This is a genomic window from Paracoccus sp. Ld10, from assembly GCF_045064235.1.
Classification (GTDB): Bacteria; Pseudomonadota; Alphaproteobacteria; order Rhodobacterales; family Rhodobacteraceae; genus Paracoccus.
This window is the reverse complement of record NZ_JBISHD010000027.1, coordinates 401526-413671: the sequence shown is the minus strand read 5'-3', so window position 1 is coordinate 413671 and position 12146 is coordinate 401526. Positions and strand designations below refer to the sequence as shown.

Below are 12146 nucleotides of genomic sequence, written 5' to 3'. Positions count from 1 at the left end.
GGCTCAGGCCCCGACGCGGATGGCCAACCATTGCCGCAAGGCGTCCAGCCCGTCGCGTGCCGCCGTCAGCGTGCCGACCAGTGGCCAGTCGCGTGCCTCTGCGACTGGGGCCAGCAGATAGATCGCGGGCACCGCCGCCATCACCAGCAGCGCCAGCGTCATGCCCGTGCCAAATCCTGCGCCGTGACGTACCACCCGGATGGGCGTGGGGGCTGACCGTCGATGCACCGCGGTTTCGGCCTGCTGGCGCAGTTCGGGGGGGCGGCTGTCCGGGGTTGCCTTTGCGGCAAGAGGCGCGACGACCTGAGGCTGAGGCTGAGGCTGAGGCTGAGGCTGAGGCTGAGGCTGAGGCTGAGGCTGAGGCTGAGGCTGAGGCTGTACCTGTGGCGCGGCGACCGTCGGCGGGGCGGTGGGGCGCGCAGTCTGGGTCACGGTGGTCGCGGGCCAGTCGATCTCGTCGGTGGTGGCGCGCACGTCGTCCTGCTGTTCGGCGTCGCGCAGGCGGCGTTCGTGGTCGACCTCGCTTTTCAGCATGTCCAGGATATCCGGGGACAGACGCGCCCGGGCCGGGGGCAGGGGGCGGGGCGTTTCGTCGTCATCGGGCAGCGGGCGCGAAAAGCTGCCCAGATCCAGCCGTCCGGCGGCAGCCGGGGGATGAGCCTGCCAGACATGACCGCAGGCTGGACACTCGACCTCGCGGCCGCCCTGCGGGATGGCATCCGAGGGCAGCGCATATTCGGCGCGGCACCCTGGACAGATCAACTTGAATTCAGCCATGCCACCCTCGCAATCATCGTGCGGCTGTTCTATCAAGCGCGGGTCCGGCTTCCAAGTCGCGCCGGGCGCCAACGGCCCGCACCAGACGGGTCGCAGCGGAAAAGAGGTGGCGCTTGATCGAGATGCGGGATGTCGGCTTTGGCTATCATGGCCAGGACGAGCTGTTGTCGGGCATGACGCTGACCCTGCAGCCGGGCATGTTCCATTTCCTGACCGGGCCGTCCGGGTCGGGCAAGACCACGCTGCTGCGGCTGTGCTTTGCGGATCTGCTGCCCAGTTCGGGCCAGATGACCGCCTTTGGCCAGGACATGCGTGCGCTGTCGCGTGACGGCATCGCCGATCTGCGCCGTCGCGTGGGCGTGGTCCATCAGGACCCGCAATTCCTGGACCACCTGCCGCTGGCCGAGAACATTGCCCTGCCTTTGTCCATCGCCGGAGAGGAGGTGGACATGGACGCGCTGCGCGATCTGCTGGGCTGGGTTCAGCTGTCGCAGCACGCGCGCGTTTTGCCGCCATCGCTGTCGGGTGGCGAACGCCAGCGCGCGGCGCTGGCCCGCGCGGTGATCCTGTCGCCGGACCTGGTGCTGGCGGACGAACCCACGGGCAACCTGGACTGGGACATGTCCATGCGGCTGATGCAATTGCTGATCGAGCTGAACAAGTCGGGCAAGACCGTGCTGGTGGCGACCCATGACCTGAACCTGATCCGCGCCACCAAGGCGCAGGTGACGGCGCGCGTCCTGCGGATCACCGGCGGCAGCCTGCATCTGGCGGGGGCGGATCTCTGATGGGACGGCTGAATATCGGAAGCCTGTGGCAGGGTCTGACGGGCGACAGGGACGGCGCGGGCGACCGCATCGTGCCGCCGACCGGGTTCACGGCGCAGCTGACGCTGTTTTCGGCGGGCGCGATGGCGTTTCTGGCGGTGTTCGCGCTGGCGCTGGCACTGGCGACGGGGCGGTTGGCGGATCGCTGGTCGTCCGAACTGGCCGGCAGCGTGACGGTGCGTGTCAGTGCGCCGGTCGCTGAACAGGACGCGCTGGTGCAATCCGCGCTGGCGATCCTGCAGACCACACCGGGCGCGGGCACGCCACGCCTGCTGCCGCAGGACGAGTTGGCCCAGTTGCTGGAGCCATGGTTCGGCCCCGACATGCCGGTGGATGCGCTGCCCGTGCCCGCGTTGATCGACCTGCCGGTCGAGGACACGTTCGACGCCGAGGGCCTGAGCCTGCGTCTTGAGGCCGAGGTGCCGGGCGCGGTGCTGGACGATCACACCGAATGGCGCAGGCCGCTGGTCTCGGCGGCCAAACGGCTGCGGATGCTGGGCATCGTGTCGCTGATCCTGATCGGGGCGGCGTCTGCCGCGATGATCACGCTGGCGGCCAAGGCCGCGCTGGCCGCGAACGTGCAGGTGATCCGCGTGCTGCGCCTGATCGGGGCGCGCGACCTGACCATCGCCACGGCCTTTGTGCGCCGGTTCACCCGCCGCGCCGCGATGGGGTCCGCCGTGGGAACGGTGCTGGGCATCGGCGCGATCGCGATCCTGCCCGATGCCAGTGCCGCGGGCGGGTTCCTGACCGGGCTGGGCTTTCAGGGTGCCGACTGGCTGATGCCGCTGGCGATCCCGCTGGTCGCGGCGGGCGTGGCCTTTGTCGCGACGCGGTGGGCGGCGCTGAAAATGCTGGAGGCCGTGCGATGACCGACGGCGCGCGCCCCGGCGCGCTGACGCCATGGCAGTACGTTCAGAACGTGCTGTTCTATGTCCATGTCGGCTGTGCCACGCTGATCATCGGACTGCTGGGCCTGCCTGCGCTGCGCCACGGACGTGCGGGCGCGAACCGTATCGCCACGCGCTGGATCGCGTATATGGTCTGGGCCGCGCGTATCCATCTGGGCCTGACCTGCGAGATCCGCGGCACGCCGCCGACCCACGACTGCATCGTCGCGGCCAAGCATCAGTCGTTCTGGGACATCATGATCATTGCCCATGCCGTGCCCCGCCGCGCCTTCATCATGAAGCGCGAGGTGATGCGCGTGCCCGTCATGGGCTGGTACGCATGGAAGACCGGCTGCATCCCCATCGACCGGTCGCGCGGGCGCGATGCGATGGCCGCGATCAGCACCACCATCAACCAGCGTATGTCCGCCGAGGGGTTGGGTCAGCTGATCATCTATCCCGAAGGCACGCGTACCCTGCCGGGACAGCGCAAGCCCTATAAGCAGGGCGTGGCCACGATCCGCGAGGGGACCGGTCTGCCGGTCGTGCCCGTCGCCGTAAACACCGGCATGTTCTGGCCGCGCAGCGGGTGGGGCATCCGTCCCGGCCGCGCGGTGGTCGAGTTCCTGCCCGCCATCGATCCCGCCATCCCGACCGAGGGTTTCCTGCCCCGCCTGCGCGCCGAGATCGAGACCCATTCCGACCGCCTGATGGCCGAGGCCGGGCTGCTCCTGGCTGAACCGGGCGACGCGGATGACGCCGCCCGGAACAACACTCACCTCAGATCATAATAGCGCGGAACATGCGGCCCCAGTGGGGGCAGCCCGATGTCGCGCCGCATGTGCGGGGACATCAGGTATGGGTCGGGCGGCCGGGGCCGCCTGCGCCGTGGCAGCAGTGCCGCGCGGATCGCGGCCCATAACACCGCCGTCGCGCCGTGCCGGGCGATCAGGCGGTGCATCGCGGGACGCAGGCGGGCGCTTTGCGGGTGAAGATCGGCAATCATCATCAGTCTCCAGGGATGGGGACCGGACATGGCAGGGCCGTGTGCGGTCGACGGGGTTCAGGGATGGGATGACGCCATGCGGACAGGCCCGCGGACTGCGGTCGTGTCAGGTCATGATGTCGGCGGGGTCTGCCTTGCGGCGGTCAGGCGCCTTGTCGGACCGACGAAGGCTGGGCCGGACCGGTGCGGGTCAGGGCGGGGGCATTGGCATATGATGTCATGGACCCCTCCTTTCGCGCATGCGTGTGGGCAGAATTGCACGCTGGCCCAGCCTTGCAGATCGCGCAAGACGGCAAAACGCGCCAGCCGCCCCAAGACGGGACGGCTGTTGCAGGTCGGTCACAGTGGCGTGTGCGTCAGGCCGCCAGGCCCTTGGACCCCATGGCCAGGAACTTGGCGCGGCGGTCCTTGATCAGCTGGGCGGGTTTCAGGTCCGCCATCTCTGCCAGCATGGCGGTGATTTCGTCTCCGACCGCGGCGATGGCCTGCGTGGGCGCGCGCTGCGCGCCACCCAACGGTTCGGGGATGATGCCGTCGATCACAGCCAGCTTTTTCAGGTCCTGCGCGGTCAGGCGCAGCGCCTCGGCGGCGTCGCGCATCTTTTCCGCGTCCTTCCACAGGATCGACGCGCAGCCCTCTGGAGAGATCACCGAATAGATCGAATGTTCCAGCATGGCGATGCGGTTCGCGGTGGCGAATGCCACGGCCCCGCCCGACCCGCCCTCGCCGATGATGACGCTGACCAGCGGCACGCCGATCTCCAGGCATTTCATAGTGCAGCGGGCGATGGCCTCGGATTGGCCGCGTTCCTCGGCACCCTTGCCGGGATAGGCGCCGGGTGTGTCGACCAGCGTGATCACCGGCAGGCCGAAGCGATGCGCCATGTCCATCAGGCGGATCGCCTTGCGGTACCCCTCGGGGCGGGCCATGCCGAAATTGTGGTGGATGCGCGATTTGGTGTCGTTGCCCTTTTCATGCCCGATCACCACGCAGGGGGCGTCGTTGAACCGTGCAAGGCCGCCCATCACCGCATGGTCGTCGCCAAAGGCGCGGTCACCCGCCAGCGGCGTGTATTCGCTGAAAAGCGCTGCGATATAGTCGCTGCAATGGGGGCGGTCGGGATGGCGGGCGACCTGGGTCTTTCGCCAGGGATCAAGGGTCTTGTACAGGTCGCGCAGCAGGTCTGACGACTTGCGGTCCAGCGCTGCGGCCTCTTTCTCGACGTCGACGGCCCCCTCGCCCTTGCGGGCCATGGCGCGAAGTTCCTCGGCCTTGCCCTCGATATCGGCAAGCGGTTTTTCGAAATCCAGATAGACCATGCGGGGTACCTTCACGGTTCGGGCGGGGTTCGGGTTTGGCGCTATATAGGGCGGTGCGGTACGGGTTGCAACGCGGGCGCACGGCCCGCGCCACCCGGCCTGCACGGCGATGCAAGGTCCTGTCGCGTCACTGAAGGTCGGCGAATGCCGCGCGCAGCCGGTCTGCGGCCTCTATCACCCGCGCGCGGGGCGTCGCGATGTTGAAGCGCATGAACCCCTCGCCGCCCAGCCCGAAGGTCACGCCGTGATTGGCGGCGATGCGGGCGTCGCCCTGGATGCGGCGGGTGATTTCCGTGTCCGTCATGCCGGTGTCGCGGAAATCGACCCAGGACAGATAGGTCGCCTGCAGCGGCATCGACCGCAGGCCCGGGATCGCGTTCACCGCGTCGTCAAAGATGCGCCGATTGCCGTCCAGATATGCGACCAGCGCATCGACCCAGGCCGCGCCCTCTGGCGAATAGGCGGCGGCGACCATGTCCTGTCCCAGCATCGCCGGAGAGATCCCCGCCGCGGCCAGCGCGCCCTGAAACCGTGCCCGCAAATCGGCATCGGCGATGATCGCATTGCCGATATGGGCGCCCGCGATGTTGAAGGTCTTGGTGGCTGCGGTCAGCGTCACCAGCCGTCCGGCGATGTCGGGGGCGACCGTCGCCATCATCCGGTGCCGCGGGCCGCCCGGCAGGACCAGGTCGGCATGGATGTCGTCCGAAATCAGGATCAGGTCATGACGTTCGCAGAAATCGGCGACCTGGCGCAGTTCGGCATCCGACCAGACGCGGCCACCGGGATTGTGCGGCGAACACAGGATCATCAGGCGTTCGCGCCCGGTCAGCATGCCCTCCCACGCGGGCCAGTCCATGGTGTATTGCCCGTCCGTCAGCGCCAGCGGCAGTTCGACCAGATCGCGCCCGGCGGCGCGGATCACCCGGCCAAATGCGTGATAGACCGGGGCCATCACGATCACCCCGTCACCGGGCTGCGTATAGGCGTTCAGCGCCATCGCCACCGCATTGACCAGCCCCGCGCAGGTCAGCACCCATTCGGGTCGGATCTGCCAGCCATGGCGGTTTTCCATCCACCAGCCGATCGCCGCCAGATAGGGCGGGTTCGCGCCGGGATAGCCATAGACGCCATGCGCCGCCGCGCGGTCCACCGCCGCCTGCACCGCCGCGGGGGGCGCGAAATCCATGTCCGCCACCCACATGGCCAGCCCGTCGTCGGCGCACACGCCATAGGCGGCCTGCATGTCGTCCCACTTGCTGCAATGCGTGCCGCGGCGGTCGATGATGCGGTCGAAATCGGGCTGGGTCATGGGGGCTCCTGCGGGCTGCGTGCCCCATCCATAGCGGGGTTGTTGCTTATGGTGAAGGCTTGCCCTAAATCCCTTGCCATGAGCCTGAGACCCATCCTGATCCATCCTGATCCGCGCCTGAAAAAGGTGGCCCAGCCCGTGGCCCGCATCACGCCCGAGATCGAGACGCTGGCCGCCGACATGCTGGCCACCATGTACGAGGCGCCCGGCATCGGTCTGGCCGCGCCGCAGATCGGCGTGGGCCTGCGCGTGTTCACGATGGATGCCAACCGCGACCCCGAGGCGCCGCGCGCGCCGCTGGTGCTGGTCAACCCCGAGGTAAGCTGGGCGTCCGACACGCCCAACACCTATGAGGAGGGCTGCCTGTCCATTCCCGAACAATACGGAGAGGTCACGCGCCCCGCCCAGATCCGCATGCGCTGGCTGGGACTGGACGGCAAGACCCACGAACGCGAGTTCGACGAGCTGTGGGCCACCTGCGCCCAGCACGAGCTGGATCACCTGGACGGGGTGCTGTTCATCGACCACCTGTCCGCGATCAAGCGCCAGATGATCACCCGCAAGATGGTCAAGCTGAAGCGGGACATGGCCCGTGCCTGAGCGCACGGGTGCCAGTGGCTGGAGACGCCCCGACCTGCCGGGGGACCTTGGCCTTGGCACCCTGCGCGACATCGTCCTGTGGCCTGACCCGCGCCTGCGCCTGCGCGCGGAACCGGCCGGGTACATGACCGGCCCGGAACTGCGCGTGCTGGCCGCCGACATGCTGGCCACGATGTATCACGCCCAGGGGCGCGGCCTGGCCGCCCCGCAGATCGGCGTGCTGCGCCGGATTTTCGTCATGGATGCGGGCTGGAAGGACGGCACCCCCGAGCCGCTGGTCCTGATCGACCCCGAGATCCTGGTCCGGTCCCAGGAGACCGAGATCGCCACCGAGGGGTGCCTGTCCATCCCCGGCCGCCCTGTCGATGTCCAGCGGTCCCACGCCATCGGAATCGGCTGGTACGATCTGGACGGCCGCCATCAGTTGCGCGACATGCGGGGCCCCGCCGCCCGGATCGCCCAGCACGAGGTCGATCACCTGGACGGCCTGTTGATCATAAAGGACTGACCATGGCCGTGCGCGCGTTCCTGCCCTATGCCGACCCCCGCCTGCACCGCGCCGCCGCGCCGGTGGCCGAGATCACCGAAACCGTCCGCATGATCTGGGATGACATGGTCGACACGATGGAGGCGATGCCCGGCGTGGGCCTGGCCGCGCCCCAGATCGGCATCATGATGGCGCTGGCCGTCGTGGACGCATCCGGCCCCCGGGGGCAGGCGGTGCGCATGGCCAACCCGCAGATCCTGCATGCCAGCGTCAAGTTGCGCGAGCACGAGGAGGCCAGCCCCAACCTGCCCGGCGTGTCCGCCCCGATCAGCCGCCCGCGCGCCGTCACGGTGCGGTACCTGAACCAGGACGGCGTCGAGGAGGACCGCGATTTCGTGGGCCTGTGGGCCACCAGCGTTCAGCACCAGATCGATCATCTGGCCGGGCGGCTGTATGTCGATCACCTGACCCCGCTGCGCCGCAAGATGCTGGTCGCGCGGTCGGCCAAACTGGACCGTCGCTGAATTTTCATATTGCCATGGAATAAGACGGCGTGGTGGTCCGTTCTGCTGTCGAATGGCCCGGACGGCTGTTCGTGCCGCGGGGACTGGCGTCGCACCCCGTCGCAAGATCACCGCGACGCCTGGATTTTCACAGGGATGACCCCATGGCACGACTCATCGGAAATGACGACGACAACCGCCTGACCGGCACCAATCTGGCCGACCTGATCTATGGTCGGTCAGGCGACGACCTGCTGTACGGGTTTGGCGGCAACGACATCGTCGATGGCGGCGAGGGCAATGACCGCATCTGGGCCGGAGAGGGCGCGAACCGCGTCTTTGGCGGGTCGGGCAACGACCGTATCTGGTCAAGCAGCGGCAACGACGTGATCGCCGCCGGCGAGGGCAACGACGTCGTTGCCGCCGGCAATGGCAACAACCGCGTCTGGGGCGGCGAGGGCGATGACGTTCTGTACGCCGGTAATGGCCGCGACACGATGGATGGCGGCGAGGGCAACGACCGCATGTTCTCGGGGGCGGGCAACGACATGCTGACCGCGGGCGAGGGCGACGACCTGATGGTCGCGGGCTTTGGTGCCGACCGCCTGATCGCCGGCGAGGGCAACGACACGCTGAACGGCGGCCTGGGCAATGACACGATGACCGGCGGCGAGGGGGCGGACGTGTTCGTCTTCAACGGCGGTCGTGACCGGATCACCGATTTCGAGAACGGTGACGATCAGATCGACCTGCGCGCACTGGCCAATGTCGACAGCTATGCCCAGATCCGCGGGGCCGCCGTGCAGAACGGGTCGGACGTGGCGCTGAATTTCGGCCCCAATCAGCTGATCATCCAGGATTTCCGCCTGAACCAGATGAGCAGCGACGATTTTACCTGGTAGGATGTTTCGCCAGTTCCCCCCGCGCAGGGTCGTCCTGCGCGGGGGTTTTTACGTCTGCGCAGGTAGGTCGTCGCGCACCCGTTCCCATGCCTGCGTCAGGTGGCGGCCCAGGGTTTCCGACAATCGGTCCGCGTCGCGCGATTCCAGCGCCACAATCATCTGTTCGTGCTCAGAGACAGCGCCGGCCCATTTTTCCGCACCCTCGTGGCCGATGAAGCGAACACGTTTCAGCCGCGTCTGCAACCGGGAGTGCACCTCGGACAAGGCGCCATTCCCGGCAAGGGCCACGATGGCGGTGTGGATCGCCTGGTTCAGCTTGTAATACGCCATGCGGTCGCGCCGGGCATAACAGTCCAGCATCCGGTCATGCAACGCACGCACCTCTGCGATGCCGGCATCGGTTGCCTGCGCGCAGGCGATGATGCCCGCCTGCTGTTCCAGGATGCGGATCACCTCCAGCATGTCGCGGACCTCGCGGGCGCCGAACTGTTTCACCACCGCGCCGCGTGACGGGATCAGTTCCACCAACCCTTCGGATGCCAGGTACTTGATCGCCTCGCGCAGCGGCGTGCGGGACACGCCCAGTTGCAGGCCGATCTGGCCTTCGTTCAGGCGGGTGCCCGGGGGCAGTTGCCCCTCGATGATCATGTCACGCAGCCGCGACAGGATTGCGTCCAGCAGGGGCAGGCGTTCGATGCGGGCGTCTGTGTCTGTCACCGGCGTCTCCGTTGGCGCGTCTTTCTCTGGCTATGACGGGGGCGCAGGCAAGTCAAGATTGCGTTCTGTGTGCTGTATACAGAATTATTGATACGGGGTGGCGACCATGCTAGCAAGAAACCGGGACGTGATTCGGGAGGGGATCGATGTCGGGGAACACGCTGTACTGGACGCCGCAGGACTGGCCCATCGCCTGTGCGATGATCCCGTTTGCCACGGTCCAGGATGCCGGGCCTGCGGCCTGGGCGCGCGATCTGGGACAGGTGGCGGCGGCGGGGTTTGATACTGTCGATCCGACCGACAGCTGGCTGCGGCTGGCCGATCTGGACGATGCCGGGCGGGCGCGGTTCATGACGATATGCCGCGACCTGGGTTTGTCGGTGCCGGCCATTTCGACCGCGCGGCGCAGTGTCATCGACCCGGTCTACGGCGACGACCATCTGGCCTATTGCCACCGCGTCATCGATTGTGCCGCCGATATCGGCGCGGGGCATGTCAGTTTCGGCCTGTTCGGCCCGCTGAGCGATGCGCAGCGCGCCGCCCTGTGGTTCTGGACCGAGCCGGGCGTGACCAACCCCGACGATCCTGCCACCCGCGCGCTGGCCGTATCCCGCATCCGCGACCTTGGCCGCCACGCCGCCGATCGCGGCATCCAGGTCGCGCTGGAGATGTACGAGGACACCTATCTGGGCACTGCCCCTGATGCGGTCGCGTTCGTGACCGACGTGGACCACCCGTCCGTGCGGCTGAATATCGACATCGGCAACCTGATCCGCCTGCACCGCCCGGTGCAGCCATGGGCGGACATGATCGCGCTGTGTGCGCCGTTCGCGGGCTACTGGCACGTCAAGAACTACTACCGGATGACCGACCCGTCGGGGGTCATCCTGTCCCATCCCGCGCCGATGATGGGGGGCACGATCAACTGGCGCGCGGCGATCAACACCGCGCTGGACCATGGGTTCGCCAGTCCGTTCCTGGTCGAACATTACGGCGGCGACGGCCTGGGGGTCTGCGCCGAGAACCGCGACTATATCCGCCGCATTCTGGCTCAGAGAAGGACCCTGTTATGACCAAGATCGTGGACCGCCCCGAAGATTTCGCCGCGACCGCGCTGTCGGGGTTCTGTGCCGCCCATGCCGACCGCGTCGTTCCCGTGCCGCATGGCGCGTTGCGCGCCCATGCCGGGGCGCCGGGCAAGGTGGCGCTGGTCGTCGGTGGCGGGTCGGGGCATTACCCGGCGTTTCTGGGCTATGTCGGTGCGGGTCTGGCGGACGGGGCGGTGGCGGGGGACGTCTTTGCCTCGCCCTCGACCAGTGCCGTGGCCGGGGTGGCGCGGGCGGCCGATCTGGGCGGGGGCCTGATCCTGGGGTTCGGGAATTACGCGGGCGACGTGCTGAATTTCGGCGCCGCCGCCGAACGCCTGCGGGCCGAGGGGATCGACGCGCGCATTCTGGCGGTGACTGACGACGTGGCCAGCGCACCCGCGACGGATGCCGCGCGGCGTCGCGGCGTGGCGGGCGACCTGCTGGTCTTCAAGATCGCCGGGGCGGCGGCCGAGGCGGGGCTGGATCTGGATGCGGTCATGGATGTCGCCGGACGGGCGAACCGCCGGACGGTCTCCTTTGGGCTGGCCTTTGACGGCTGCACCCTGCCGGGCCAGACCGCGCCCCTGTTCACCGTCCCGGAGGGACAGGTCGCCCTGGGCCTGGGCATCCACGGAGAGCCGGGCATCGCGGCGCAGGGTCTGGTGCCTGGCGCCGATCTTGCGCGGATGCTGCTGGACCCGCTGCTTGCCGAACGCCCGGACGGGCATGACGGCCGCGTGGCGGTGGTCCTGAACGGCCTTGGCCGCACGAAATACGAGGAACTGTTCGTCCTGTGGCACCACCTGTCCAGCATGATCACCGACGCCGGCCTGACCGTGATCGAGCCAGAGATCGGAGAGTTCGTGACCAGCCTGGACATGGAGGGCTGTTCGCTGTCGATCCTGTGGCTGGACGATCAGCTTGCCGATCTGTGGCGCGCGCCCGCCGACACGCCCGCCTTTCGCAAGGGAACGGTGACCCGACAGGGCGCGCGTCAGGTGGCCCGCGCCGGGGCGACAGCGGTTGCGGTCCCGCAAGGCGCACCCGCCAGCGTGGCGCAGGCGGGTTGCGTGGCCGACATCGTGGCGCGGCTGGCCGATGCGCTGGCCGACGCGGAATCGGAACTGGGCCGCATCGACGCCATCGCAGGCGACGGCGATCACGGCCAAGGCATGGCACGCGGATCGGCCGCCGCCGCCGCCGCCGCACAGGATGCCGCGACACAGGGTGCAGGCGCAGGCACCGTCCTGTCGCTGGCGGGCGATGCCTGGGCGGATCGCGCGGGCGGCACGTCGGGTGCGCTGTGGGGCGTGGCCCTGCGTGCCTGGGGGCAGGCACTGGGCGACACGGATGCACCCGACGCGGGCCGCGTGGCGGCAGGCGCGCGGGCGGGGCTGGACGCGGTCACCCGGCTGGGCGGCGCGCGACCGGGCGACAAGACGCTGGTCGATGCCTTTGTCCCCTTTGCCGACACGCTTGCCGCGCAGGTGGCGCAGGGGGCGGCACTGGCCGATGCGTGGCATGCCGCCGCCGATGCGGCGACCGCTGCCGCCGATGCCACCGCTGCCCTGACGCCGCGGCTGGGTCGGGCGCGCCCGCTGGCGGAACGCAGCATCGGGCATCCGGATGCGGGTGCGATCTCGCTGGCGCTGTGCGCGCGGGTCATCGCCGGGGCGCTGGCCCGCTGAAACCGGACGGCGCGGCGTCGCGCCATTCAC

General features: G+C 68.7%; 14 protein-coding genes. 9 read left to right on the top strand and 5 right to left on the bottom strand.

The window, feature by feature from the left end; all coding sequences use genetic code 11:
* Positions 1 to 3: 3 nt before the first annotated feature.
* On the bottom strand, positions 4 to 777 hold the full coding sequence (locus tag ACJJVR_RS10350; protein ID WP_405404301.1) for a zinc-ribbon domain-containing protein: 774 nt from the start codon (positions 775 to 777) through the stop codon (positions 4 to 6).
* A gap of 113 nt (positions 778 to 890) precedes the next feature.
* Here ACJJVR_RS10350 and ACJJVR_RS10345 point away from each other — a divergent pair, with 113 nt between their 5' ends.
* From ACJJVR_RS10345 to ACJJVR_RS10335, 3 genes are read left to right on the top strand one after another with little or no spacing between them, the layout of a single operon-like run.
* On the top strand, positions 891 to 1565 hold the full coding sequence (locus ACJJVR_RS10345; protein ID WP_405404300.1) for a cell division ATP-binding protein FtsE: 675 nt from the start codon (positions 891 to 893) through the stop codon (positions 1563 to 1565).
* On the top strand, positions 1565 to 2476 hold the full coding sequence (locus ACJJVR_RS10340; protein WP_405404299.1) for a cell division protein FtsX: 912 nt from the start codon (positions 1565 to 1567) through the stop codon (positions 2474 to 2476). Before ACJJVR_RS10345 ends, ACJJVR_RS10340 begins: the two co-directional genes overlap by 1 nt.
* On the top strand, positions 2473 to 3285 hold the full coding sequence (locus ACJJVR_RS10335) for a lysophospholipid acyltransferase family protein (protein WP_405404297.1): 813 nt from the start codon (positions 2473 to 2475) through the stop codon (positions 3283 to 3285). The genes ACJJVR_RS10340 and ACJJVR_RS10335 overlap by 4 nt, the downstream gene beginning before the upstream one ends.
* Here ACJJVR_RS10335 and ACJJVR_RS10330 read toward each other — a convergent pair.
* From ACJJVR_RS10330 to ACJJVR_RS10320, 3 genes are all read right to left on the bottom strand, one after another.
* On the bottom strand, positions 3270 to 3530 hold the full coding sequence (locus ACJJVR_RS10330) for a hypothetical protein (RefSeq protein WP_405404296.1): 261 nt from the start codon (positions 3528 to 3530) through the stop codon (positions 3270 to 3272). The genes ACJJVR_RS10335 and ACJJVR_RS10330 overlap by 16 nt on opposite strands.
* Positions 3531 to 3856: 326 nt before the next feature.
* The gene (locus tag ACJJVR_RS10325) at positions 3857 to 4819 is read right to left on the bottom strand and encodes an acetyl-CoA carboxylase carboxyltransferase subunit alpha (protein ID WP_405404456.1); all 963 of its coding nucleotides are present in this window, start codon (positions 4817 to 4819) and stop codon (positions 3857 to 3859) included.
* 127 nt (positions 4820 to 4946) lie between these two features.
* Complete coding sequence (locus ACJJVR_RS10320) at positions 4947 to 6131, bottom strand: MalY/PatB family protein (protein WP_405404294.1); 1185 nt, start codon at positions 6129 to 6131, stop codon at positions 4947 to 4949.
* A gap of 78 nt (positions 6132 to 6209) precedes the next feature.
* Here ACJJVR_RS10320 and def (ACJJVR_RS10315) point away from each other — a divergent pair, with 78 nt between their 5' ends.
* The 4 genes from def (ACJJVR_RS10315) (at position 6210) to ACJJVR_RS10300 (ending at position 8623) form a co-directional block, all read left to right on the top strand.
* Entirely contained in the window at positions 6210 to 6731 is a 522-nt protein-coding gene (def, locus tag ACJJVR_RS10315; protein WP_405404292.1) for a peptide deformylase, read from the top strand.
* Positions 6724 to 7239 carry a peptide deformylase gene (gene def / locus ACJJVR_RS10310; protein WP_405404290.1) on the top strand — a complete coding sequence of 172 codons (516 nt, stop codon included), beginning with the start codon at positions 6724 to 6726 and terminating at the stop codon, positions 7237 to 7239. The genes def (ACJJVR_RS10315) and def (ACJJVR_RS10310) overlap by 8 nt, the downstream gene beginning before the upstream one ends.
* Before the next feature lie 2 nt (positions 7240 to 7241).
* Entirely contained in the window at positions 7242 to 7742 is a 501-nt protein-coding gene (gene def / locus ACJJVR_RS10305) for a peptide deformylase (RefSeq protein ID WP_405404289.1), read from the top strand.
* Positions 7743 to 7885: 143 nt separating this feature from the next.
* Entirely contained in the window at positions 7886 to 8623 is a 738-nt protein-coding gene (locus ACJJVR_RS10300) for a calcium-binding protein (protein WP_405404288.1), read from the top strand.
* Between the two features lie 48 nt (positions 8624 to 8671).
* On the opposite strand, the gene ACJJVR_RS10295 is transcribed toward ACJJVR_RS10300, so the two are convergent.
* Positions 8672 to 9340 carry a GntR family transcriptional regulator gene (locus ACJJVR_RS10295; RefSeq protein ID WP_405404286.1) on the bottom strand — a complete coding sequence of 223 codons (669 nt, stop codon included), beginning with the start codon at positions 9338 to 9340 and terminating at the stop codon, positions 8672 to 8674.
* Positions 9341 to 9486: 146 nt separating this feature from the next.
* On the opposite strand from ACJJVR_RS10295, the gene ACJJVR_RS10290 reads away from it, so the two are divergent.
* Both ACJJVR_RS10290 and ACJJVR_RS10285 read left to right on the top strand, forming a co-directional pair.
* Positions 9487 to 10413 carry a sugar phosphate isomerase/epimerase family protein gene (locus ACJJVR_RS10290; RefSeq protein WP_405404285.1) on the top strand — a complete coding sequence of 309 codons (927 nt, stop codon included), beginning with the start codon at positions 9487 to 9489 and terminating at the stop codon, positions 10411 to 10413.
* Positions 10410 to 12116 (top strand): dihydroxyacetone kinase family protein, encoded by a 1707-nt coding sequence (locus tag ACJJVR_RS10285; protein ID WP_405404284.1) that lies wholly within the window; start codon positions 10410 to 10412, stop codon positions 12114 to 12116. The genes ACJJVR_RS10290 and ACJJVR_RS10285 overlap by 4 nt, the downstream gene beginning before the upstream one ends.
* The last annotated feature ends 30 nt before the right edge of the window (positions 12117 to 12146 follow it).

Coding starts and splice junctions, on each gene's coding strand:
- ACJJVR_RS10350 (WP_405404301.1), bottom strand. CDS start 777: ATGGCTGAATTCAAGTTGATCTGTCCAGGGTGCCGCGCCGAATATGCG.
- ACJJVR_RS10340 (WP_405404299.1), top strand. CDS start 1,565: ATGGGACGGCTGAATATCGGAAGCCTGTGGCAGGGTCTGACGGGCGAC.
- ACJJVR_RS10335 (WP_405404297.1), top strand. CDS start 2,473: ATGACCGACGGCGCGCGCCCCGGCGCGCTGACGCCATGGCAGTACGTT.
- ACJJVR_RS10330 (WP_405404296.1), bottom strand. CDS start 3,530: ATGTCCGGTCCCCATCCCTGGAGACTGATGATGATTGCCGATCTTCAC.
- ACJJVR_RS10325 (WP_405404456.1), bottom strand. CDS start 4,819: ATGGTCTATCTGGATTTCGAAAAACCGCTTGCCGATATCGAGGGCAAG.
- ACJJVR_RS10320 (WP_405404294.1), bottom strand. CDS start 6,131: ATGACCCAGCCCGATTTCGACCGCATCATCGACCGCCGCGGCACGCAT.
- def (WP_405404292.1), top strand. CDS start 6,210: ATGAGCCTGAGACCCATCCTGATCCATCCTGATCCGCGCCTGAAAAAG.
- def (WP_405404289.1), top strand. CDS start 7,242: ATGGCCGTGCGCGCGTTCCTGCCCTATGCCGACCCCCGCCTGCACCGC.
- ACJJVR_RS10300 (WP_405404288.1), top strand. CDS start 7,886: ATGGCACGACTCATCGGAAATGACGACGACAACCGCCTGACCGGCACC.
- ACJJVR_RS10290 (WP_405404285.1), top strand. CDS start 9,487: ATGTCGGGGAACACGCTGTACTGGACGCCGCAGGACTGGCCCATCGCC.
- ACJJVR_RS10285 (WP_405404284.1), top strand. CDS start 10,410: ATGACCAAGATCGTGGACCGCCCCGAAGATTTCGCCGCGACCGCGCTG.